General features: G+C 71.5%; 22 protein-coding genes. 6 read left to right on the top strand and 16 right to left on the bottom strand.

The features are described from left to right. Positions 1–96: 96 nt before the first annotated feature. The 6 genes from CP976_RS30295 to CP976_RS30270 form a co-directional block, all read right to left on the bottom strand. The gene (locus CP976_RS30295; RefSeq protein WP_150483175.1) at positions 97–2,376 is read right to left on the bottom strand and encodes a putative bifunctional diguanylate cyclase/phosphodiesterase; all 2,280 of its coding nucleotides are present in this window, start codon (positions 2,374–2,376) and stop codon (positions 97–99) included. Positions 2,377–2,632: 256 nt separating this feature from the next. Further along, complete coding sequence (gene ligA, locus CP976_RS30290) at positions 2,633–4,828, bottom strand: NAD-dependent DNA ligase LigA (protein ID WP_150483174.1); 2,196 nt, start codon at positions 4,826–4,828, stop codon at positions 2,633–2,635. A 15-nt stretch (positions 4,829–4,843) separates the two neighbouring features. Then, a complete protein-coding gene (locus tag CP976_RS30285) occupies positions 4,844–5,851 on the bottom strand; it encodes a methionine synthase (RefSeq protein WP_190146986.1) in 1,008 nt (335 codons plus the stop codon). 29 nt (positions 5,852–5,880) lie between these two features. After that, positions 5,881–6,579, bottom strand: coding sequence for an SDR family oxidoreductase (locus tag CP976_RS30280; protein ID WP_150483173.1), 699 nt, complete (start codon positions 6,577–6,579; stop codon positions 5,881–5,883). Positions 6,580–6,620: 41 nt separating this feature from the next. Then, positions 6,621–7,160: an LOG family protein gene (locus CP976_RS30275; protein WP_150483172.1), complete on the bottom strand. Its 540-nt coding sequence runs from the start codon at positions 7,158–7,160 to the stop codon at positions 6,621–6,623. Then, a complete protein-coding gene (locus CP976_RS30270; protein WP_150483171.1) occupies positions 7,157–7,960 on the bottom strand; it encodes a class I SAM-dependent methyltransferase in 804 nt (267 codons plus the stop codon). The genes CP976_RS30275 and CP976_RS30270 overlap by 4 nt, the downstream gene beginning before the upstream one ends. 81 nt (positions 7,961–8,041) lie before the next feature. On the opposite strand from CP976_RS30270, the gene CP976_RS30265 reads away from it, so the two are divergent. Both CP976_RS30265 and CP976_RS30260 read left to right on the top strand, forming a co-directional pair. Then, complete coding sequence (locus CP976_RS30265) at positions 8,042–8,365, top strand: DUF427 domain-containing protein (RefSeq protein WP_150483170.1); 324 nt, start codon at positions 8,042–8,044, stop codon at positions 8,363–8,365. Positions 8,366–8,426: 61 nt separating this feature from the next. Continuing rightward, on the top strand, positions 8,427–9,209 hold the full coding sequence (locus CP976_RS30260) for an alpha/beta fold hydrolase (RefSeq protein WP_150483169.1): 783 nt from the start codon (positions 8,427–8,429) through the stop codon (positions 9,207–9,209). 82 nt (positions 9,210–9,291) lie between these two features. On the opposite strand, the gene mnmA is transcribed toward CP976_RS30260, so the two are convergent. After that, the gene (gene mnmA, locus CP976_RS30255; RefSeq protein WP_150483168.1) at positions 9,292–10,422 is read right to left on the bottom strand and encodes a tRNA 2-thiouridine(34) synthase MnmA; all 1,131 of its coding nucleotides are present in this window, start codon (positions 10,420–10,422) and stop codon (positions 9,292–9,294) included. A 60-nt stretch (positions 10,423–10,482) separates the two neighbouring features. On the opposite strand from mnmA, the gene CP976_RS30250 reads away from it, so the two are divergent. Continuing rightward, positions 10,483–11,148 carry an N-acetylmuramoyl-L-alanine amidase gene (locus CP976_RS30250; protein ID WP_150483167.1) on the top strand — a complete coding sequence of 222 codons (666 nt, stop codon included), beginning with the start codon at positions 10,483–10,485 and terminating at the stop codon, positions 11,146–11,148. 29 nt (positions 11,149–11,177) lie between these two features. On the opposite strand, the gene CP976_RS30245 is transcribed toward CP976_RS30250, so the two are convergent. From CP976_RS30245 to CP976_RS30235, 3 genes are all read right to left on the bottom strand, one after another. Further along, the gene (locus CP976_RS30245; RefSeq protein ID WP_150483166.1) at positions 11,178–12,347 is read right to left on the bottom strand and encodes a cysteine desulfurase family protein; all 1,170 of its coding nucleotides are present in this window, start codon (positions 12,345–12,347) and stop codon (positions 11,178–11,180) included. A 151-nt stretch (positions 12,348–12,498) separates the two neighbouring features. Then, positions 12,499–12,765, bottom strand: coding sequence for a DUF4190 domain-containing protein (locus CP976_RS30240; RefSeq protein WP_150483165.1), 267 nt, complete (start codon positions 12,763–12,765; stop codon positions 12,499–12,501). A 57-nt stretch (positions 12,766–12,822) separates the two neighbouring features. After that, positions 12,823–12,990: a hypothetical protein gene (locus tag CP976_RS30235; protein ID WP_150483164.1), complete on the bottom strand. Its 168-nt coding sequence runs from the start codon at positions 12,988–12,990 to the stop codon at positions 12,823–12,825. 116 nt (positions 12,991–13,106) lie between these two features. On the opposite strand from CP976_RS30235, the gene CP976_RS30230 reads away from it, so the two are divergent. Then, positions 13,107–13,745, top strand: a complete 639-nt coding sequence (locus tag CP976_RS30230; RefSeq protein WP_150483163.1) for a TetR family transcriptional regulator — start codon at positions 13,107–13,109, stop codon at positions 13,743–13,745. Here CP976_RS30230 and CP976_RS30225 read toward each other — a convergent pair. After that, positions 13,730–14,734 carry a helix-turn-helix transcriptional regulator gene (locus CP976_RS30225; protein ID WP_150483162.1) on the bottom strand — a complete coding sequence of 335 codons (1,005 nt, stop codon included), beginning with the start codon at positions 14,732–14,734 and terminating at the stop codon, positions 13,730–13,732. The genes CP976_RS30230 and CP976_RS30225 overlap by 16 nt on opposite strands. Before the next feature lie 101 nt (positions 14,735–14,835). On the opposite strand from CP976_RS30225, the gene CP976_RS30220 reads away from it, so the two are divergent. Then, entirely contained in the window at positions 14,836–15,420 is a 585-nt protein-coding gene (locus tag CP976_RS30220) for a TIGR03086 family metal-binding protein (RefSeq protein ID WP_150483161.1), read from the top strand. Here CP976_RS30220 and CP976_RS30215 read toward each other — a convergent pair. Then, positions 15,407–16,267 carry a thioesterase family protein gene (locus CP976_RS30215; protein ID WP_150483160.1) on the bottom strand — a complete coding sequence of 287 codons (861 nt, stop codon included), beginning with the start codon at positions 16,265–16,267 and terminating at the stop codon, positions 15,407–15,409. The two genes, CP976_RS30220 and CP976_RS30215, sit on opposite strands and share 14 nt — an antisense overlap. A gap of 135 nt (positions 16,268–16,402) precedes the next feature. Here CP976_RS30215 and CP976_RS30210 point away from each other — a divergent pair, with 135 nt between their 5' ends. Next, the gene (locus tag CP976_RS30210) at positions 16,403–17,638 is read left to right on the top strand and encodes an alpha/beta hydrolase (RefSeq protein ID WP_150483159.1); all 1,236 of its coding nucleotides are present in this window, start codon (positions 16,403–16,405) and stop codon (positions 17,636–17,638) included. Here CP976_RS30210 and CP976_RS30205 read toward each other — a convergent pair. From CP976_RS30205 to CP976_RS30190, 4 genes are all read right to left on the bottom strand, one after another. Further along, positions 17,529–18,203 (bottom strand): trimeric intracellular cation channel family protein, encoded by a 675-nt coding sequence (locus CP976_RS30205; RefSeq protein ID WP_086603546.1) that lies wholly within the window; start codon positions 18,201–18,203, stop codon positions 17,529–17,531. The genes CP976_RS30210 and CP976_RS30205 overlap by 110 nt on opposite strands. Before the next feature lie 70 nt (positions 18,204–18,273). Next, positions 18,274–19,494, bottom strand: a complete 1,221-nt coding sequence (locus CP976_RS30200) for an ABC transporter ATP-binding protein (protein WP_150483158.1) — start codon at positions 19,492–19,494, stop codon at positions 18,274–18,276. Next, a complete protein-coding gene (locus CP976_RS30195; RefSeq protein WP_150483157.1) occupies positions 19,491–20,585 on the bottom strand; it encodes an ABC transporter ATP-binding protein in 1,095 nt (364 codons plus the stop codon). Before CP976_RS30195 ends, CP976_RS30200 begins: the two co-directional genes overlap by 4 nt. Next, complete coding sequence (locus CP976_RS30190; RefSeq protein WP_059422738.1) at positions 20,582–21,589, bottom strand: ABC transporter permease; 1,008 nt, start codon at positions 21,587–21,589, stop codon at positions 20,582–20,584. The genes CP976_RS30195 and CP976_RS30190 overlap by 4 nt, the downstream gene beginning before the upstream one ends. Between the last annotated feature and the right edge of the window lie 6 nt (positions 21,590–21,595).

The following is a 21,595-nucleotide window of genomic DNA, read 5'->3' as shown; positions in this document are numbered from 1 at the left end:
GGACGGGAGGCCCGACCGCCGGGCGGCCACCGGCAAAAGAGGTTCACCCCTCGCCCGAACGGCGGGGCCGGGCGAGCGGGACGGAGAGGGGAAGGGTCACTCGTCGGCCGTCGCCGCGGGCAGCGCGGCGCGCGGCCGCTGCCACCCCCGGGGCCCTCGCGCCCGCAGCCACGCCGTGGTCTCCTCCGGGGGCATCGCCGCGGCGACAAGCCAGCCCTGGACGGCGTCGCAGCCGAGGTCGCGCAGGCGCTCCCAGGTCTCGTCGTCCTCGACGCCCTCGGCGACGACGAGCAGACCGAGGGAGTGCGCGAGGTCGACCGTGCAGCGCACGATCTCCGCGTCCTCGTTGTCGACGGCGAGCCGGGCGACGAAGGAGCGGTCGATCTTCAGTTCGCTGACCGGGAGCTTGCGCAGGTGCACCAGCGACGAGTAGCCCGTACCGAAGTCGTCCAGGGACATCTTCACGCCGTGCCCGGTCAGCGCGTTGAGCGTGTCGGCGGCGCGCCCCGGATCCTCCAGCAGGACGTGTTCCGTTATCTCCAGTTGGAGCGCTCCCGCGGGGACGCCGTGCCGGGCCAGCCGCGCGGCGACGGAGCCGGCGAAGCCGGGGGTGTGGACGTCACGCGGGGAGACGTTGACGGCGACCGGGACGAACAGTCCCTGGGCCCGCCACCGCGCGACCTGGGCGAGCGCGGTCTCCAGGACGTACTCGGTCAGATGGGGCATCAGGCCGGAGGACTCGGCGATCGCTATGAACTCGTCCGGCGGCACCTTGCCCCGCTCGGGGTGCACCCAGCGGACCAGGGCCTCCAGGCCCGCGACCTGTCCGTCGAAGCGGACCTTGGGCTGGTAGTGCAGCTCGACCTGGTGGGCGTCCAGCGCCCGGCGGAGGTCTCCGAGCAGACCGAGCCGGTCCGGGGTGTTCGAGTCGCGCTTGGACTCGTAGACCTCCACGCCCGTACGGTCCCGCTTCGCCTGGTACATCGCCACGTCCGCCCGCCGCAGCAGCCCTTCGGCGTCCAGGGCGTGGTCGGGAAAGACGGCGACCCCGGCGCTGGCCTCCAGGACGAGGGTGAGGCCGTCGAGGTCGAGAGGTGAGCTGAGCGCGGCGACCAGGTTGCGGGCGACCCTGGTCGCGGACGTCGTGGAGTCGGCGACCGGCAGTAAGACGGCGAACTCGTCCCCGCCGAGCCGCGCGGCCTCCGCCCCGCGCGGCAGCGCCACCCTCAGCCGGTCGGCGATCTGCAGGAGCAGCCGGTCACCGGCCAGATGACCGAGCGTGTCGTTGACCGACCGGAAACGGTCGAGGTCGATCAGCATCAGGGCGGCGCGCGCGTCGATCCGCTCGGCGTCGTCCAGCGCGGTCCAGATGCGCTCCAGCAGCCACTGGCGGTTGGGCAGTCCGGTCAGCGGGTCGCGCAGCTGCTCCTCGGCCCGGGCCCGGGCTATCCAGAGGGTGGAGTCCAGGGCGATGAGGGGGATGGAGAACAGCGGCAGCAGGATCGGCTTGGCCACGGCCACCACGCAGACCAGCGGCGCGATCCCCAGCAGTGCGATGGCGACCAAGCCCTGTCTGACCAGGGCGGTGCGGGCGACGGTGGGCAGGCCGGGGCGCGGGGCGTGCAGATACCAGAGCAGGACGCGGGTGACCGCCAGGTAGGAGACGGCGACCAGGACCACCTCGGGCGCGGTGTAGAGCGTCCAGCTGTCCGGATCCGAGGGGGACTCCACGGACGGTACGGATCCGAAGACGCCCAGCACCAGGGCGCCGGCACCGATGCCGAGGAGGTCGACCGCCCCGTGCAGGATGCCCTGGCGCCAGCGGTTGCGGCGGGCTACGCCGACCAGCACGACGACCGTGAGGCTGACCATGCCGGCCGGTACCCAGCCGTACAGCAGCAGCACGGCGAGCGTGAGGGCGGCGCCCGAGCCGGTGCCGCCCCACCAGCGGGAGCGGCCCAGCATGACGAGGTGGCCGACGATGATTCCGGTCAGCACGGCCAGCGCCCAGCCGGCCGTGCCGGAGGGGAAGAGCGCGTGGCCGCCGGTGAAGGCGCGGTAGAAGCCGGCGCCCAGGACGAACCCGGCCGCCGCGACGACCGCCGCGGGCAGCGCGGGCCAGGACAGGTGCCGTTCCGTGTCGGCGTCCTCGCCGGTGAGGCGGGCTGTGTGCTCGGTGACCGGCTGTGCGGCGCCGCGGCCGGCCGCGGCGCGCCCCCCGGAGGCGCGCCCGTCCGCGGTGTACTGTCCGACGGCGCGCACTTCCGCGCCCGGACGCCCCGCCGGCCGGCCCGTCCCACGGACTGCACGCCATACGACCGCCATGCGGCTCAGGCGCAGCCGTGAGCCCGGCACGGCGCTCTCGGTCGGTTCCATTCCCGTCCCTCTCACAGCCGGCGGTGCCCACGCCCCGCGGCCCGGTGCCCGACAACCGTCAACGGCCCGCGTTGGAAAACCCTTCCCCGTACTCCGCGAGCACGAAGATGCCCCGACCGCAGCTGGGCACGGCAGGCGCACATCTCAACAGTAGGCCGCAGAAGGCTTCCACGGGCGGCGGTCGCCGACGGTTGCCCGAATGCGCCCCGGCCACCCGTATGCATCTGGTATGCGCCGAACGGGTGGCCTTCAACCGCTACTCCTCGGCCGAAAGGGCGACTTCCGCCGCCGCGTCCGGTCCCTGCTCCAGCAGGACCCCGAAACCCTCCTCGTTCAGGACCGGGACCTTCAGCTGCATCGCCTTGTCGTATTTCGATCCAGGACTGTCACCCACAACGACGAATGACGTCTTTTTCGAAACCGAGCCGGTCACCTTCGCTCCGCGGCTCTGCAAGGCCTCCTTGGCGCCGTCGCGCGTGAAGTGTTCGAGGGTGCCCGTGACGACGACGGTGAGCCCTTCGAGCGGGCGGGGTCCCTCGTCCTCGCCGGTGCTCTCCTCCTCCATGCGGACGCCGGCGGCCTTCCACTTTCGGATGATCTCGCGGTGCCAGTCCTCGGCGAACCACTGCTTGAGAGAGGCGGCGATGGTCGGGCCGACGCCCTCGGTGACCGCCAGCTCCTCCTCCGTGGCCTGGTCGATGCGCTCGATCGAGCGGAACTCGCGGGCCAGTGCCTCGGCGGCGACCGGTCCGACGTGACGGATCGACAGGCTGGTGATGATCCGGGCGAGGGGACGCTGCTTGGCCGCAGCGATGTTCTCCAGCATGGCGAGCGCGTTCTTGCGGGGCTGGCCCTCCTGGTTGGCGAAGATCGTGGCGACCTTCTCCTCGCCGGTCTTCGGGTCGCGCTTGGGCAGACCGCTGTCGGCGTCGAGGACGTACGCCTTGATGGGCAGGAGCTGTTCGACGGTGAGGTCGAACAGGTCGCCCTCGTCCACCAGCGGCGGGTCCTCGGGCTCCAGCGGCTTGGTGAGCGCGGCGGCGGCGACGTAGCCGAAGTGCTCGATGTCCAGCGCCTTGCGGCCCGCGAGGTAGAACAGGCGCTCGCGCAACTGGGCCGGGCAGGTGCGGGCGTTCGGGCAGCGCAGGTCGACGTCGCCCTCCTTCATCGGCCTGAGAGCCGTACCGCACTCGGGGCACTCGGCCGGCATCACGAACTCGCGCTCGCTGCCGTCACGCAGGTCGGCGACCGGTCCGAGGATCTCCGGGATGACGTCACCGGCCTTGCGCAGCACCACCGTGTCACCGATGAGGACGCCCTTGGCCTTGACCACGTCCTGGTTGTGCAGCGTGGCGAACTCGACCTCGGAGCCCGCGACCGTGACCGGCTCGACCTGGGCGTACGGCGTGACCCTGCCCGTGCGGCCCACGCCCACGCGGATGTTGACGAGCTTGGTGTTGACCTCCTCCGGCGCGTACTTGTACGCGATCGCCCAGCGCGGGGCGCGCGAGGTGGAGCCGAGGCGGCCCTGGAGCGGGATCTCGTCGAGCTTGACGACCACGCCGTCGATCTCGTGCTCCACGGAGTGGCGGTTCTCGCCGAAGTACGCGATGAACTCCCGTACGCCGTCGAGGCCGTCGACCACCTTGTTGTGCCGGGAGGTGGGCAGACCCCAGGTTTTCAGCAGGTCGTAGGCCTGGGACAGGCGGGTCAGGCCGCTGAAGCCCTCCAGGGCGCCGATGCCGTGGACCACCATGTGCAGCGGGCGGGTGGCCGTGACCCGCGGGTCCTTCTGGCGCAGTGAACCGGCCGCCGCGTTGCGCGGGTTGGCGAACGGCTTGTCACCGGCCTCGACCAGACGGGCGTTCAGCTCCTGGAACTTCTCCATCGGGAAGTAGACCTCGCCGCGGATCTCCACGAGGTCGGGGACGGAGTCGCCCTTGAGGCGCTCGGGGATCTCCGCGATCGTCCGGACGTTCGGTGTGATGTCCTCGCCCGTGCGGCCGTCGCCGCGGGTCGCCGCGCGCGTGAGACGGCCGCGCTCGTAGGTGAGGTTCACGGCGAGGCCGTCGACCTTCAGCTCGCACAGGAAGTGGTAGTCCTGCTCGCCCAGTTCCCTGGCGATGCGCTCCGTCCAGGCGGCCATCTCCTCGTCGTTGAAGGTGTTGTCGAGGGAGAGCATGCGCTGGCGGTGCTCGACCGCCGTGAACTCCGTCTCGTACGAACCGGCGACCTTCTGGGTCGGCGAGTCCGGGGTACGCAGCTCCGGGAACTCCTCCTCCAGTGCCTCCAGGGAACGCAGCAGCTCGTCGAACTCCGCGTCGCTGACAACGGGAGCGTCCTTCACGTAGTAGCGGAAGCGGTGCTCTTCGATCTGCTCCGCGAGGCGCGCGTGCTTCTCCCGTGCCTCGGCGGGCACCGTCGTCGTCTCCGCTTGCTTGTCGCCGGCCACCGTGTCGTCCTCCCGTTACTCTGGGTTGTCCGCGAGGGATCTCGCCGCCCGGGCGCAGTGGGCGAGCGCCGCGCGCGCGTATCCCGGGGAAGCCCCCGCGAGTCCGCACGCCGGCGTGAGCGTGACCGCCTCCGCGAGAAGCCCCGGTGACAGCCCCAGCCTGCGCCACAACGTCCTGACACCCATGACGCTACCGGCAGGGTCTGACAATGGGCCCTCCGCGGACGGCACGACACCGGTGAAGAGCCGGGTGCCGCCCTCCACCGCCTCGCCGATCACCTCGTCGTCACGCTCGGTGAGCAGGGAGAAGTCGAAGGAGACGGCCGCCGCACCCGCCCGGCGCAGCAGGGCGAACGGGACGTCCGGTGCGCAGGAGTGGACGACGACGGGGCCACCCGCGTGCACTGCGACGAGGTCGCGGAGGGCGGCCTCGACGATCTGCCGGTCGGGGGCGCGGTGGGTGCGGTAGCCGCTGGCGGTCTTCACCTGGCCGCGCAGGACGGCGGTGAGGGACGGCTCGTCGAGCTGGAGGACGAGCTGCGCGCCGGGGACCCGCCGCTGGACCTCGGCGAGGTGCAGACGGAGTCCCTCGGCGAGGGAGGCGGCGAGGTCGCGGCAGGCTCCGGGGTCGGAGAGGGCGGCCTCGCCGTTGCGCAGCTCCAGGTTGGCGGCGAGGGTCCAGGGCCCCACGACCTGGACCTTCAGCTGCCCGGCGTACTCCTGCGTGAATTCCTCCAGCGCGTCGAGGTCCTGGCGGAGCCAGGAGCGGGCCCGTTTGGTGTCCCGTCCCGGGCGGTCGCCGAGCCGCCAGCCGCTGGGCTCCACGCGCGCGTACAGCTCGACGAGCATGCCGGCGGTCCGCCCGATCATGTCCGCGCCGGGCCCGCGGGCGGGCAGTTCGGGCAGGAAGGGGAAGTCCTCGAAGGTTCCGGTGGCCGTTTTGACGGCTTCCCGGGCGTCACCCCCGGGCATGGAGCCGACACCGGTGGCGGCACCGAACCTGAACTGGCTGTTTTCGCTCACCGCAGCAGCCTACGCAGCGGCCCGGCCGGTCAGTTCCCCGGCCGGACCGTCAGGTCGTTGACCTCGGCGTCCCTCGGCAGGTCCAGGGCCATCAGGATCGTCGTCGCGACCGACTCGGGGTCGATCCACTTCGACGCGTCGTACTCCTTGCCCTCCTGCTGGTGGACCTTGGCCTGCATGGGGCTGGCCGTGCGGCCGGGGTAGACGGAGGTGACGCGGACGCCGCCCGCGTGCTCCTCGTGGCGGAGGGAGTCGGCGAGGGCCTTCAGGCCGTGCTTGGAGGCGGCGTACGCGGACCAGCCGGCGTGGGCGTTCAGGCCGGCTCCGGAGTTGACGAAGACCACGTGGCCCCGGGCGGCGCGAAGCTGGGGCAGGAAGTGGCGGGTCAGCTCGGCCGGGGCGACGAGGTTGACGTTGAGCTGGTGGCGCCAGGTCTTCGGGGTGAGCTCGCCGACCGGGCCGAGGTCGACGACCCCGGCGATGTGCAGCAGCGAGTCCACGCGGTCGGGCAGCGACTGGTGGGAGAAGGCCCAGGAGAGCTTGTCGGGGTCGGCCAGGTCGCCGACCAGGGTCTTCGCCCCGGGGAACTCGGCCGCCAGCTCCTTCGCTCGGCCCGCGTCGCGCGCGTGCAGCACGAGGTCGTCCCCGCGCGCGTGCAGACGGCGGGCCACGGCGGCGCCGATGCCGGAGCCGGCTCCGGTGATCACATGAGTAGCCATGCCCGCCATGCTCGCATCAGGCCGGGGTCACGCAGGGCAGCAGCCCTCGTTCACGCCACGCCCCGGCTCTCCTCCAGGTACGCCAGCGCCCCCACCGGCTCCTCCGCGAAGAACACCAGGTCGGTGAGCGGGCGGGGCAGGAAGCCCTCGTCCTCCATGCGGCGGAACTGCTCCTTCAGGCCGTCGTAGAAGCCCGCGGTGTTGAGCAGGACCACGGGCTTGTCCGTGTGGCCGTGCTTCTTCAGTTCCAGGATCTCCGTCGCCTCGTCGAGCGTGCCGGTGCCGCCGACCATGATGACCACGGCGTCGGCCTTCTCCAGGAGCAGCTTCTTGCGCTCGGCGAGGTCGCGGGCGACGACCATCTCGTCGACGCCGGGCCGGACCTTGGCGGAGAGGAACCGCACGGAGACGCCGACCAGCCGGCCGCCCGCCTCCTGCACCCCGTCGGCGACCACCTTCATGAGGCCGACGTCGGAGCCGCCCCACACGAGGGTGTGGCCGCCCTTGGCCAGCAGCTCGGCGAACTCCCGCGCGGGACGGGTGTAGCGCTCGTCGAGGTCGGCGGCGGACAGGAAGACACAGATGTTCATGGGCCCACCGTACGGGCCCGGTCCGACGTCATGGTGACCCGCATTTTGGACTGCCGGTGCGGGAGTTGTTCCCAGTCGTCCATGAACCGGGCGTCCAGGCCGTACTCGGCGGCGAGTCCGGTCAGCGTCGCCGTCCGGTAGTAGAAGTCCTCGTGCAGCACCTGGTGCTCCTCGCCGTCGGTGCGGTCGAACGTGAAGTCGAAGAACCCGCCGGGCGCGAGGATCCGGCCGACGTGGGCGAAGCACTCCTCGATGACGTGCAGCGGCGAGTGCGAGAAGACGCTGTGCGCGTGGACGACGTCGAAGTGCGCGTCGGGCAGGAAGGCGAAGGTGAGATCGTCGGCGAGCGCCAGGTAGGGCAGCTTGGGCTGGAGTTTCCCGGCCACCAGGGTGTCCTGGGCGGCGAGCAGGATGTGCGGCGAGATGTCGATGCCGTAGTAGTGCCCGGCGTCGAGGTAGTCGATGAACAGGCGCCCGGCGCGCAGGTTGCCGCAGCCGATCTCCAGCATGCGGTGGTGCGGCTGGAGGCCGTGTCCCACGAGGTAGTCGAACTGCATGCGCCCGATCCGCTCCCACGCCTCGCGTGAGGGATTGTGCCCCACCGCCGCCTCCGCGCTGCGCGCCGCGTCGGAGGCCATCACGGCACGGTAGTACGCGATGTGGTCGCGGTACCGCAGCCGCAGCCAGGCGTCCCGCACCGCGCGCCGGGCGTGCGCGGGCACGCGATCCGGGTGGCGCAGGGCGTACCGGACCTGGTGGGCCAGGGCGCTGCGGCTTCTGGCCGGCTGTGTGGCTCGCATGGGTGGCCTCCTGCGGCGAGGGAAGACATCCGCTTCAGCGTGCGCTGTATCCGGGGAGTCGGCTACCCAAGGAGGGCGATCGTGACCACCGGGCATCGCATCACCATCGAGAAGAGTGACCGGCCCGTGCGCGTGGTGCACGCCGGGCAGGTCCTGGCGCAGAGCGACCGGCCGCTGGTCCTGCGCGAGACGGGCTGCCCCGAGCGCTACTACATCCCGCCCGAGGACGTACGCCTCGACCTGCTGACACCGTCCGGCACGCGCACGTACTGCCCGTTCAAGGGCACCGCGTCCTACTGGTCGCTGCCGGACGCCGCGGACCTCGTCTGGGCGTATCCGGAGCCCAAGCCGGGCGTGGCGGAGATCAAGGATCACCTGTGCTTCTACGACGTGGAAGTGATGTGATCGGCTGACGCGCGGCCCGCCTCATCGATGAACACCGTGCCGTGCGGCAGTCTGCACTGGCATGGACAAGAAGATCCTTTCGCGTGACGGCACCCGCATCGCCTACGAGAGCACCGGCCGGGGCCCCGCGGTCGTCCTGGTGAGCGGCGCGATGTCGACGGGCGGCACCCTGGCGCCGCTCGCCGTGTCGCTCTCGGAGCGTTTCCAGGCCGTCGTGTACGACCGCCGGGGCCGCGGTGCCAGCGGGGACACGGCGCCGTACGCCGTGGAGCGCGAGGTCGAGGACCTGGCGGCGGTGATCGAGGCGGTGGGCGGCGAGGCACTCCTGTACGGCATCTCCTCGGGCGGAGCACTGGCGCTGGAGGCGGCGGCGAGCGGCCTGCCGGTGCGGCGCGTCGCGGTGTACGAGACGCCTTTCGCGATGTCGGAGGAGGGTGCCGAGGAGCGCGCGGAGTACACCCGGCGGCTGACGGAGGCGCTCGGTGAGGGGCGGCGCGGGGACGCGGTCGAGCTGTTCCTGCGGCTGACCGGCCTGGCTGAAGGGGTGATCCAGGGCGCCCGCCAGTCCCCCATGTGGGCCGCCATGGAGGCGATCGCCCCGAGCCTCGCCTACGACGACGCCGTCATGCGCGACGGCCGCGTCCCGCGCGCCCGGCTGGCCTCGATCGGCGTCCCCGTCCTGGCGGTCGCGGGCGACGCGAGCCCGGCCTGGCTCCGCGAGGCGGCCCGGGCGATCGCGGACTCCGTGCCCGACGGGTCGTACCGCACGCTCCAGGGCCAGACGCACATGGTGGAGCCGAACGTACTGGCGCCGGTGCTGGTGGAGTTCTTCACGCGGGGCTGAGTACGCGGAGCTGGTCGCGCGGGGCCGGGAGTGACGGGGGCACGCGCGCGTGGAACGGGCCTGCCCCCGGACGCCCGCGGGGTCAGGCCACGCCCGCCGTCGCCCGCCTGGTCGACGCGATCGTCGCGGAGCCCACCACGCGTGTGCCGTCGTACAGGACGATCGCCTGGCCGGGGGCGACGCCGCGGACCGGCTCCGCGAACGACACCTCCAGCCGGCCGTCGACCAGCTCGGCGGTGACCTCGGTCTCGCCGCCGTGGGCGCGGAGCTGGGCCGTGTAGGTGCCCGGGCCGGTGGGGGCGACGCCGCACCAGCGCGGCTTGATCGCGGTCAGGGCGCTGACGTCCAGCGCGTCGGCCGGGCCGACCGTGACCGTGTTGGTGACCGGGGAGATGTCCAGGACGTAGCGCGGCTTGCCGTCGGGCGCCGGGGTGCCGATGCGCAGGCCCTTGCGCTGGCCGATGGTGAAGCCGTAGGCGCCCTCGTGCGTGCCGAGCCGGTTGCCGGACTCGTCGACGATGTCGCCCTCGGACCTGCCGAGCCGGTTCGCGAGGAAGCCCTGGGTGTCGCCGTCGGCGATGAAGCAGATGTCGTGCGAGTCGGGCTTCTTGGCCACCGCCAGGCCCCTGCGCTCGGCCTCCGCGCGGATCTCGTCCTTGGTGGTGACCGTGTCGCCGAGCGGGAACATCGCGTGGGCGAGCTGCTTGTCGTCCAGGACGCCGAGGACGTACGACTGGTCCTTGGCCATGTCGGAGGCGCGGTGCAGCTCGCGGGTGCCGTCGGGCAGGGTGACGACCTGCGCGTAGTGGCCCGTGCAGACCGCGTCGAAGCCCAGCGCCAGCGCCTTGTCCAGCAGCGCCGCGAACTTGATCTTCTCGTTGCAGCGCAGGCAGGGGTTGGGGGTGCGGCCGGCCTCGTACTCGGCGACGAAGTCCTCGACGACGTCCTCACGGAAGCGGTCGGCGAGGTCCCACACGTAGAACGGGATGCCGATGACGTCCGCGGCGCGGCGGGCGTCGCGCGAGTCCTCGATGGTGCAGCAGCCCCGCGCGCCCGTGCGGAAGGATTGGGGGTTGGCGGAGAGCGCGAGGTGGACGCCGGTCACGTCGTGGCCCGCCTCGGCCGCGCGGGCGGCGGCGACGGCGGAGTCGACTCCGCCGGACATGGCGGCCAGGACGCGGAGGGGACGGGAGCGCTGCGGGGTGTGAGTCATAACCCTTCCAGGGTAAGGGGGCGCGGGAACCAAGGCCGCCGGGTATCCGTTGGCGATCACATGGGACAGCGGAAGGCTTCGAAGGACGGCGACCGGAAGGTCGGCCGTCGCGCGCTGCTGATCGGTGGCACGGTGGCCGCGGCGGGCTCCGCCGTGCTGGCCAGGGACGAGCTGGCGCGTCTGTGGTGGCGCGTGCCCGGCGTCGAGAAGCCGCGCAAGGAGGGCGAGGTCGACTACGCGGGAGCGCGCTGGGTGGCCGCGTCGGACGCGAACTGGCGCCGCGCGGACCGGCCCGACGACTACGGCATAGACATGGTGATCGTCCATGTCACGCAGGGCAGCTTCGACAGCGCGGTGAAGGCCTTCCAGGACCCGGGGCACAAGGCGGCCGCGCACTACATCGTCCGCCAGGACGGGCACATCGCCCAGATGATCCGCGAACTGGACGTGGCGTACCACGCGGGCAACCGCGACTACAACGAGCGCAGTGTCGGCATCGAACACGAGGGCTTCGTGGACCGCCCGCAGGACCTCACGGACAAGATGTACGAGGCCTCGGCCCGCCTCACGGCCCGGATATGCGCGCGCTACGGCATACCCGTCGACCGCGAGCACATCATCGGCCACGTGGAGGTCCCGGGCACGGACCACACGGACCCGGGGCCGCACTGGGACTGGGACAAGTACATGCGGCTGGTGCGCGAGGCGCGTACGGCGCCGGCCTGACCGGTCGAGCAGGGCGGAGACGGCGGGGACTACGTCAGCCCCGCCGCCCTGGCCCGTTCCACCGCCGGGCCGATCGCCTTCGCCAGGGCCTCGACGTCCGCCTCCGTGGAGGTGTGGCCGAGGGAGAAGCGGAGGGTGCCGCGGGCCAGGTCGGGGTCGGTGCCGGTGGCGAGGAGGACGTGGCTGGGCTGGGCGACGCCGGCCGTGCAGGCGGAGCCCGTGGAGCACTCGATGCCCTGGGCGTCGAGCAGGAGCAGCAGGGAGTCGCCCTCGCAGCCGGGGAACGTGAAGTGCGCGTTGGCCGGGAGGCGTCCCTCCGGGTCCGGGTCGCCGCCGAGGATCGCGTCCGGTACCGCCGTACGGACCGCGGTGACGAGGGCGTCGCGCAGGGCGCCGATCTCGCGGACGAACCACTCGCGCTGCTCGGCGGCCAGCCGTCCGGCGACCGCGAAGGAGGCGATGGCGGGTACGTCGAGGGTGCCGGAGCGGACGTGACGTTCCTGGCCGCCGCCGTGCAGGACGGGTACGGGGGTGTGCTCGCGGCCGAGGATGAGCGCGCCGATGCCGTACGGCCCGCCGATCTTGTGGCCCGACACCGTCATCGCGGCGAGGCCGGAGGCGGCGAAGTCCACGGGGATCTGGCCGAAGGCCTGGACGGCGTCCGAGTGCAGGGGGACGCCGAACTCGGCGGCCGCGTCGGCGAGTTCGCGGATCGGCAGAATCGTCCCGATCTCGTTGTTCGCCCACATGACGGTGGCGAGGGCCACGTCGTCGGGGTTGCGGGCGATCGCCTCGCGCAGGGCGTCCGGGTGGACGCGGCCGTGGGCGTCGACCGGCAGGTACTCGATGGTGGCGCCCTCGTGTTCGCCGAGCCAGTGCACGGCGTCGAGGACGGCGTGGTGCTCGACGGGGCTGGCGAGGACGCGGGTGCGGGCCGGGTCGGCGTCACGGCGTGACCAGTAAAGGCCCTTGACGGCGAGGTTGTCGGCCTCCGTGCCGCCCGAGGTGAAGACGACCTCGCTGGGGCGGGCGCCGAGGGCTTCGGCGAGGGTCTCGCGGGCCTCCTCGACGGTGCGGCGGGCCTGCCGGCCGGATGCGTGGAGGGAGGACGCGTTGCCGGTGGCACCCAGGTGGGCGGTGAGCGCCTCTGCCGCCTCCGGGAGCATCGGGGTGGTCGCGGCGTGGTCGAGGTAAGCCATGGTGAGCCCGATTCTACGGCTCTCCCTCGACCGTCCTCAGATCACGGTCGGCCGAAGCAGGAAAGGGAGTGAACCGCTTTCCCCGCGCGGCTGCGACCCGTCGCCACCGGGCCGGCCGCGGCTTGCCGGCGGGCGACTGCCCGAGGACGGCTCAGAAGCTCCACGAGATCGTGCTGTCCGCCTGCATGAACGCCACCAGGACCACCAGGTCGGCGACGCCGAGGCCGAGGCCCAGGTACGCGCGGCCGCGGCGCTGGGTGCCGCGCCACAGGGCGAGGCTCGCCAGCACGATGGCGATCGGGCCGAGGAAGACGTTCAGGACGAGGAGGCCGAGCAGGCCCAGGACGAAGGACGCGACGGCCATGCCGTCGGTGTCGCGGATACCGGTGCGGCGCCTGGCCGGAGCGGTGAGCTGCATGGTGATCGACTCCCGGTGTCGGTTCGGTGGTGGTCGTCGGTTGAGCGCGTAACCGCGTCAGTGGGCCTGGGTGTGGCGCCGGCGGCCGTGGCGCTCGCGGAGCGCGAAGATGCCGAGCCAGACGGCGATGACGGCACCCGCCGCGACGGAGAAGCCGAGCGGCGCGTGGGCCACGGTGCCCAGCACGGCGCCCAGCAGCAGGAGTGCGGCGACGATGAACAGCACGGGAAACAACCCCCAGAGTTTCGGTGAACGCTTGTGGTTACACTTGTTCACTGACTTCCCAGTCTAGCGCGACCCATGACTTTCCAATTACAGAGAACAGTTGTTAACTGCATGGTATGAGTCACACCCTCGGCATCCGGCAGGCCCAGAAGCAGAAGACCCGGCAGGCGCTCCTGGACGCGGCCCTCGGGCTGCTGGAGGAGCAGAGTCTGAGCAGCCTGGGGCTGCGCGAGGTCACCCGCGCCGTCGGTGTCGCCCCGACGGCCTTCTACCGCCACTTCCGCTCCACGGCGGATCTGGGCGTGGCCCTGGTCGAGGAGGCGCTGGGCAGCCTGCACCCGATGATCCGGACGACGGTGTCCACGACGGGTGACAGCGAGGAACGCATCACGCGCACCATCGAGCTGATCGCCCGTCATGTGGACGGGTACCCCGCACATGTCCGGTTCATCGCCCGTGAGCGACATGGCGGAGTTCAGCCGGTACGGGAGGCCATACGGGAGCAACTGGCCCGGTTCGCCCAGGAGGTCAAGGACGAACTGGCCAAGGACCCGGTCTCCGCGGGCTGGACCGAGGACGACCTGCTGATGCTCGCGCATCTCTACGTCGACCAGATGCTGATCACCGCGTCGCTCTTCCTGGAGGCGCTGGAGGGGCCGGAGCGGGAGCGCGAGGAGCGGACCCGGCACGTCGCCCAGGTGGCGACCCGGCAGATGCGGCTGATCGGCCTGGGCCGCCATCACTGGCTGGACTGACCGACCGCACGGCACCCCGGGTCCGCACCGGAGCCCCGGTACAGCCCCGTGACGGAAGCGGCCGCCCGGGCCAGTTCCTCGCGCACCTGAGGGGGCGAGAGGACCTCCACCTGGTCGCCGAACATCAGCAGTTGGCGGGTCTCAGGGAGGAAGCCGTACGTCAGCCGCACGGTCGCCCAGTCCCTCTCACCGTCGTCGTCGAGGAGCTCCGCCGGCAGGAAGGCCGTCAGCCGCAGGAACATGTCGAGCCGTTCTCGCCGCACCCGGACGGTGACGTCCAAGCCGCCGGGCCGTTCCTCGACCTGGCGTCGCAGGGCCTGCCAGGCGTCGGCGAGTTCGACACCCGGGCGCCGCCGTACGGGATCGTCGAGGAGCCGGGCGGAGCGCACCCGGTCCGCCCGGAAGAGCCGGGGTTCGGCCCGCCGGTCGGCGACCAGGTACCAGACGCCCGCCTTGGCGACGAGACCGTACGGGTCGACGGTGTACGTGCGGACCTGGCGCTCTCCGCTGTGCCGGTAGCGCAGCCTCAGCCTGCGGTCGGCGAAGACCGCGTCCCTCAGCACCTCCAGGTCGACGGCCGGTCGCGGCCCGCCGCGCCAGCGGGTGGCGTCGACGAGGATGCGGCGGGAGGCCGTCTCGGCGGCCGGGCGGTGCGGAGCCGGCAGCGCGGCCATCACCTTGCGCAGCGCGGAGCCGAACGCCGCGTCCAGGCCGAGGGCGGCGTGCGCGCCCTGCGCGGCCAGGACGAACAGCGCGCGGGACTCGTCGGCGGTCAGACCCGTGACGTCCGTGCGGAAACCGGCGAGCAGTTCGATGCCGCCGTGCCGGCCGCGTTCGGCGTAGACCGGGACACCGGCGGCCGACAGGGACTCGACGTCGCGGTAGACGGTGCGGACCGACACCTCCAGGCGTTCGGCGAGTTCGCGTGCGGGGACCCGGCCGCGGGTCTGGAGGAGCAGCAGGATCGACAGCAGGCGGTCGGACTTCACGGCATCAGCATCGCGGCGGGCGAGGGCCCGGGCAAATGTTGACGGCGGCTGTCAGGTTTTCCGGCCATGCTCCTCCTGTCCACGCACTCAGGAGGAGTCTCATGACCAACGACCCCCGTCCGCTGTTCGGCCGTGCCGCGGAGCAGGCCGCCGAGTTCGTCCGGTCCGTCCGCGCGGAGCAGCTCGGCGGACCCACGCCGTGTACCGAGTTCGACGTGCGCACCCTGCTGAGCCATCTCACCGGTGCGACCCACCGGGTGGCCGTCGTCGCCGAGGGTGGTGACGCGAGCGCCGTACGGCCGTTCGTCGAGGGCGTGCCGGACGACGGCTGGACGGCCGCGTACGACGAGGCCAGGACCCGGGCCGTCAAGGCCTGGGCAGGCGACGACCTGCTGGACACGATGGTGCGCCTGCCGTTCGGCGAGATGCCCGGCCGGGCCGCCCTGTCGGCCTACGTCCTGGAGACGGTGACCCACACCTGGGACCTGTCCGAGGCCCTGGGGCGTCCGCGCGAACTGGACCCGGAGCTCGCCGAGTTCGCGCTGACCGTCGCCCAGCGCATGCTGCCGGACGAACAGCGGGACGAGAACACGCCGTTCGCCACGGCCCGGCCGGCCCCCGAGGGCGCCGACGCCTACGGCAGGCTGGCGGCCTGGCTGGGGCGCGAGCCGCTCAGCCGAGCCTGACCCGGGCGAGCTGACGGGACTGCGCCACCAGCCGGTCGGCGCTGTCCCACACCTCGGCGTCCTCCTCCAGGAAGCCGCCGGCGAGGTTGCGCGTGGTGATCGACACGCGCAGCGGGCCCGGCGCCGGGCGGCAGCGGACGTGCACGGTCAGCTCGACGGTGGGCACCCAGCCCTTCAGCCCGAGTTCGAAGGCGGTGGGCGGCAGGGCGTCCACCGCGAGCAGCAGGGAGAGCGGGTCGTGGTCGCGGCCGTCCGCGAGCCCGAACCAGGCCCGCATCTCGCCCTTTCCGGAGGGCTTGCCGAGGGCCCAGCCCAGGGTCGACGGGTCGAGCTTGAGCATCAGACGGTCGGCGATCGCCGAGCTGCCGTCGACGGGGGCGGGTCCGTCCTCCGGGCCGAAGCAGTGCTCCAGCGGCGGGATCGCGGGCGGCCGGGCCGTCGTACGGACGTCGTCGGGCAGGGCGTCCAGGTCGCCGTAGGAGGCGAGGACGCGGATGCGCTCCACCTCGCGGCCCTCGTCGTCGTACTGGAAGAGCGAGGCCTGGCCGGTCGACAGGGTCCGGCCGGTGCGGACGGTGTCCGTGCGGACGACCGCCGGGCCGGGCTGCGACGCGGTCAGGTAGTGCGCCGAGATGGTGAAGGGGTCGGCGTGCGGCAGGGCGTCCGCGAGCGCGCGGCCCAGGACGGCCAGCAGATAGCCGCCGTTGACGGCGCTGATGATCGTCCAGCCGGCGGAGAGGTCGATGTCGTAGACGCCGGGCGCGCGCCGGGTGAGCGCGGTGTCGCGGTCGAACTCGCTGTCGCCGATCGTGGCCCGGACGGCCGGTGCGGTGGCTGCTTCTGACATGGCTGAACAGTACAAGAACTAACTACTAAGCGGTAGCTTTGGTCGGTTCCGTCTTCGGTGAAGCGTAGGAAATTTCTCGGTAAGTGTCCGCACTCGTCCGTAAACCCGAAGGACCGTCCGCCCCTCTGACGAGACATGAGCCTCACCGGGACCCCGTTCCTCTACACGCTGATCGCGCTGTCGGTCATCGCGCCGGCGCTGCCGCTCGTCCTGTGGTCGCGCGTCCGCGGCCCCCGCGCCCTGCGTACCGCGACGCGCGCGCTGATGCTGCTGTTCGCCCAGGGAACCGCCGTGGCACTGGTCTTCACGCTGGTCAACAACGCCGACAACCTGTACGACAACTGGGCCGACCTGCTCGGCACCGGCGACCACGTGCAGCAGGCGGCCGACCTGGGCGCCGACGGCACCGGAGGCATCGCCCTGAAGCGGCTGCCGAAGGTGCGCCAGACCTTCCGGCCGGCCACCGGGCCCGGAATGCGCGCGGCAGGCGGGGTACGGGTCACCCAGCTCAAGGGCCGGGTGTCGGGTGTGAACGCCGAGGTCTACGTCTGGCTCCCGCCGCAGTACGACGAACCGGCCTACCGGCACCACGAGTTCCCGGTCGTGGAACTCCTGCCCGGCTACCCCGGCTCGGCGAAGGCCTGGTTCGGCTCGCTGCACGCGAACGAGCAGCTGAAGCCGCTGATGCGGGACGGGCAGATCGCCCCGTTCATCCTGGTGGCGCCGCGCACCAATCTGCTGGCCGGGGTGGACACCGGCTGCGCCAACATCCCGGGCACCGTCAACGCCGACACCTGGCTGAGCGTCGACGTGCCGATGATGGTCATGGACAACTTCCGCGCCGAGTCCGCCCCGCGGGGCTGGGCGGTGGCCGGCTACTCGGCCGGGGCGCACTGCGCGGCCAAGCTCGCCGTCGCCCACCCCGACCGCTACCGGGCCGCCGTGAGCCTGTCCGGCTACAACGACCCGATCGGCGAACGCGCCTCGCTCGCCGCGCAGAACCCCGCCCTCCGGGCCGAGAACAACCCCTGCCTGCTGCTGCGCGGGGCGCCCGTCCCGCCGCGCATCTCGCTCTACCTGTCCGGCCAGCCGCACGACGGCTACGAGGCGGCCGTCGCCCTGGAACAGACCGCGAAGGCGCCGACGACCGTGCACGTGGTGTACATCCCGAGGAGCGCGGGCGGTCACACCATGGCGCTGTGGCGGCCGCAGGTGGTCCCGGCTTTCCGCTGGCTGACGGAGGTGACCGGCCGCGGCCACGTCACGGCAGCACGGGCTGCTCCTCCTCGCTCACCGTCGACCGCCGGTGCCAGGCCCGCGGAGCTCGCCAGTGGAACCGCATCGCGAGCAGGCGCAGTACGAAGGCGGTGACCACCGCGAGGCTGCTGGTGAGCGGATTCAGGGCGTCGTAGCGGATGCACAGGGCGACCAGGGCGGCGCCGACGATCGCCGGGACCGCGTACAGGTCGCGGTCCCAGCGCAGCAGCGAGGGCACCTCGTTGGCGAGGACGTCCCGCAGCACACCGCCGCCCACCGCGGTGGTCAGCCCCAGGCCGGCGGAGGCGGTCAGGCCGAGCCCGTACTCGTACGCCTTGATGGTGCCGGCGACGCAGAACAGGCCGAGGCCGGCCGCGTCGAAGACGTTCACGGCGACCTGGATGCGCTCCACCTGCGGGTGCAGGAAGAAGACGAGGAGCGTGGCGAGTAGCGGGGTGAGGAAGTACCCCAGGTCCGTGAAGGCGGCGGGTGGCACGGCCCCGATGACCAGGTCACGGAAGAGCCCGCCGCCCAGCGCGGTGACCTCGGCGAGCACGGCGATGCCGAACACGTCGAAGTTCTTGCGCACGGCCAGCAGGGCGCCGGAGATCGCGAAGACGAAGATGCCGATCAGGTCGAGCGTGTGCTGGACGGACGGACTGAACAGTTGCTGGAGCACCCGAACATTCTTACCTGCCGGAGCGCCTCTGCCTTAAGTGTCAAGGCAGAGGCGCTCCGGCAGGGCTGGGTCACTTGTCCCCGGGCTCCTTGGACGTGTCCCCGGGCTCCTTGGAGGCGGAGTCTTCCGCTTCCTTCGCGGAGGCCTCCGCCGCCACCGCCGCCGACGTCTGTGCCGACTCGGCCAGCACCTCGTCGGCGACCAGTGCCGCCGCCTCCTTCGCGGCGGACAGCAGAACGGTGTCCTGCGGGGCCTGGTCCTCGAAGTTCTCCGGGTGGTGGCAGGCGACGCGCTGGCCGGGCCGCAGCTCGATCAGCGGCGGCTCGGTGCTCTTGCAGATCTGCGTGGCCTTCCAGCACCGGGTGTGGAAGCGGCACCCGCTCGGCGGGGCGATCGGCGAGGGTACGTCGCCCCTGAGCAGGATGCGCTCGCTCTTGGCCGCCCTGCGCCGCGGATCCGGGATCGGCACCGCCGACAGCAGGGCCTTGGTGTACGGGTGCATCGGACTGGCGTACAGCGAGTCGCGGTCGGCCAGTTCGACGATCTTGCCGAGGTACATCACCGCGATCCGGTCCGAGACGTGCCGGACGACCGACAGGTCGTGCGCGATGATCACGTACGTCAGGCCGAGCTCGTCCTGGAGGTCGTCCATCAGGTTCACGACCTGCGCCTGGATCGACACGTCGAGCGCGGAGACCGGCTCGTCGGCCACGACCATCCGCGGCTTCAGGGCCAGGGCCCGGGCGATACCGATGCGCTGCCGCTGGCCGCCGGAGAACTCGTGCGGGTAGCGGTTGTAGTGCTCGGGGCTCAGGCCCACCAGCTCCAGGAGGCGCTGGACCTCCTGCTTGACGCCGCCCTCGGGCTCCACGCCCTGGAGCCTGAACGGCGCCGAGACGATGGTGCCGATGGTGTGCCGGGGGTTCAGCGAACCGTACGGGTCCTGGAAGATCATCTGCACGTCACGGCGGAGCGGGCGCATGCCGCCCGTGCCGAGGTGCGTGATGTCCGTACCGTCGAACTCGATCTTCCCGCCGCTGGGTTCGAGCAGCCGGGTGATGAGACGGCCCATGGTCGACTTGCCGCAACCGGACTCGCCGACGACGCCGAGGGTCTCGCCGCGGCGCACCTCGAAGTCGATGCCGTCCACGGCCTTGACCGCCCCGACCTGCCGCTGCAGCAGACCCTTCTTGATGGGGAAGTGCTTGACCAGTCCCTCGACCTTGAGCAGCGGTTTGTCATCGTCGTCGGTCACGGCCGTCGTCCCTGCCCGGGTATCGGTCTCGCTCACAGCTTCGGCGCAATCTCTTCGTTCCAGATCCGGGTGCGGTCCTCCTGCGGCAGGTGGCAGGCGGTGAAGTGCCTGCCGCCCACCTCGCGCAGCTCGGGCCGCTCGGTGCGGGTGATCCCGCCCTTGGGGACGTCCGCATACGGACAGCGCGGGTTGAACGCGCACCCCGAGGGGACGTTGATGAGGCTGGGCGGCTGACCCTTGACCGGGATGAGCCGGTCGGTCTGCTCACGGTCGATCCGCGGCATCGAGCCGAGCAGGCCCCAGGTGTAGGGGTGCTGCGGCTCGTAGAAGATCGTGTCGACCGGACCGCGTTCCACGCAGCGCCCGCCGTACATCACGAGGATGTCGTCGGCGATCTCGGCGACCACGCCGAGGTCGTGCGTGATGATGATGACCGCGGAGCCGAACTCCTTCTGCAGGTCCCGGATCAGGTCGAGGATCTGCGCCTGCACGGTCACGTCGAGCGCGGTGGTCGGCTCGTCCGCGATCAGCAGCTCGGGGTTGTTGACCAGCGCCATGGCGATCATGGCGCGCTGGCGCATACCGCCGGAGAATTCGTGCGGGTAGCTGTTGACGCGCTTGTCGGGCTCGGGGATGCCGACCCGGTCGAGGAGTTCGACGGCGCGCCTGCGGGCGGTCTTCTTGTCGACGTCGTGGTGGACCCGGTACGCCTCGACGATCTGGTTGCCGACCGTGTAGTACGGGTGCATCGCGGACAGCGGGTCCTGGAAGATCATCGCCATGTCATGGCCGCGCAGCCGGCGCACCTCGTCGGGGCTCGCCGAGACGAGTTCCTTGCCGTCGAGCCAGATCTCGCCGGACATCCGCACGTTCTTGCCGCGGTTGCCGAGGCGGTGCAGGCCCATGATGGCCAGCGAGGTCACCGACTTGCCGGAGCCGGACTCGCCCACTATGCCGAGGGTCTGGCCCTTCTCCAGCTGGAAGGAGAGCCCGTCGACGGACTTGACCAGGCCGTCGTCGGTCGGGAAGTGCACCTTGAGGTCGCGCACGTCGAGGAACGCCCGGGGGACCTCCCCGCCGCTCGACGGCTCGCCCACGGCGGCCCCGGTCTTGGTCAGTTCGGTCACGAGAGCCTCACGCGCGGGTCGACGGTGGCGTACAGCACGTCCACCACCAGGTTGCAGAGCACGACGAAGAAGGCCGCCAGCAGGGTGACGCCCAGGATCGGCGGCAGGTCGTTGTCGGTGATGGCCTGAACGGCGTACTGGCCGATGCCGGGCAGGGAGAACACCGACTCGGTGATCACCGCGCCGCCGAGCAGCAGGCCGATGTCCATGCCGAAGACCGTCACGATCGGCGTGAGCGCCGCCCGCAGGCCGTGCTTGACGACGACCTTGCGCTCCTTCAGGCCCTTGGCCCGAGCGGTGCGGATGAAGTCCTCGTTCATGGTTTCGAGCATGCCGGACCGGGTGAGCCGTGCGTAGATGGCCGAGTACAGAAGGGCCAGCGAACACCACGGCAGGAACAGGGTGTTGGCCCACTGGGACGGGTTTTCGGTGAACGGCACATAGGTCCGCCCGAAGATGTCCAGCTGATAGCTGAAGACGAGCAGGGCGAGCTGGCCGGTGAAGAACATGGGGAGCGACACACCGGCGAGGGCCACGCCCATCGCGGCACGGTCGAAGAACGAGCCCGGCTTGAGCGCGGAGATCACACCGGCGGCGACACCCGACAGCAGCCACAGCACGGCGGCGCCCGCGGCCAGGGAGATGGTCACCGGAAGCCGGTCCACGAGCTGCGGCCAGACCTCGATGTGGTTCTTGAAGGAGTAGCCGAAACAGGGCATTTCACACTTGGCCGTGGTCGGGCCGAGGTTGTAGGTGGCGCCGGAGACGATCCCCTTGATGAACTCCCAGTACTGCTCGTAGACCGGCTTGTCGAGCCCGAGGTTCTGCTTGACCGCCAGGATGTCCTCGGGCGAAGGGTTCTTTCCGATGTACTGGGCGGCCAGCTGGTCGGGACTCTGCCCGGCCAGTCTCGGCAGCAGGAAGAAGATGCCGAAGGTGACCGCGGTGACGACCAGCAGCAGGATCACTGCCGCGATCGCCCGGCGGATGATGTACGAGATCACGGGGAC

The sequence above is a fragment of the Streptomyces coeruleorubidus genome, from assembly GCF_008705135.1.
Lineage (GTDB): Bacteria > Actinomycetota > Actinomycetes > Streptomycetales > Streptomycetaceae > Streptomyces > Streptomyces coeruleofuscus.
This window is presented reverse-complemented; position numbering and strand designations above follow the sequence as displayed.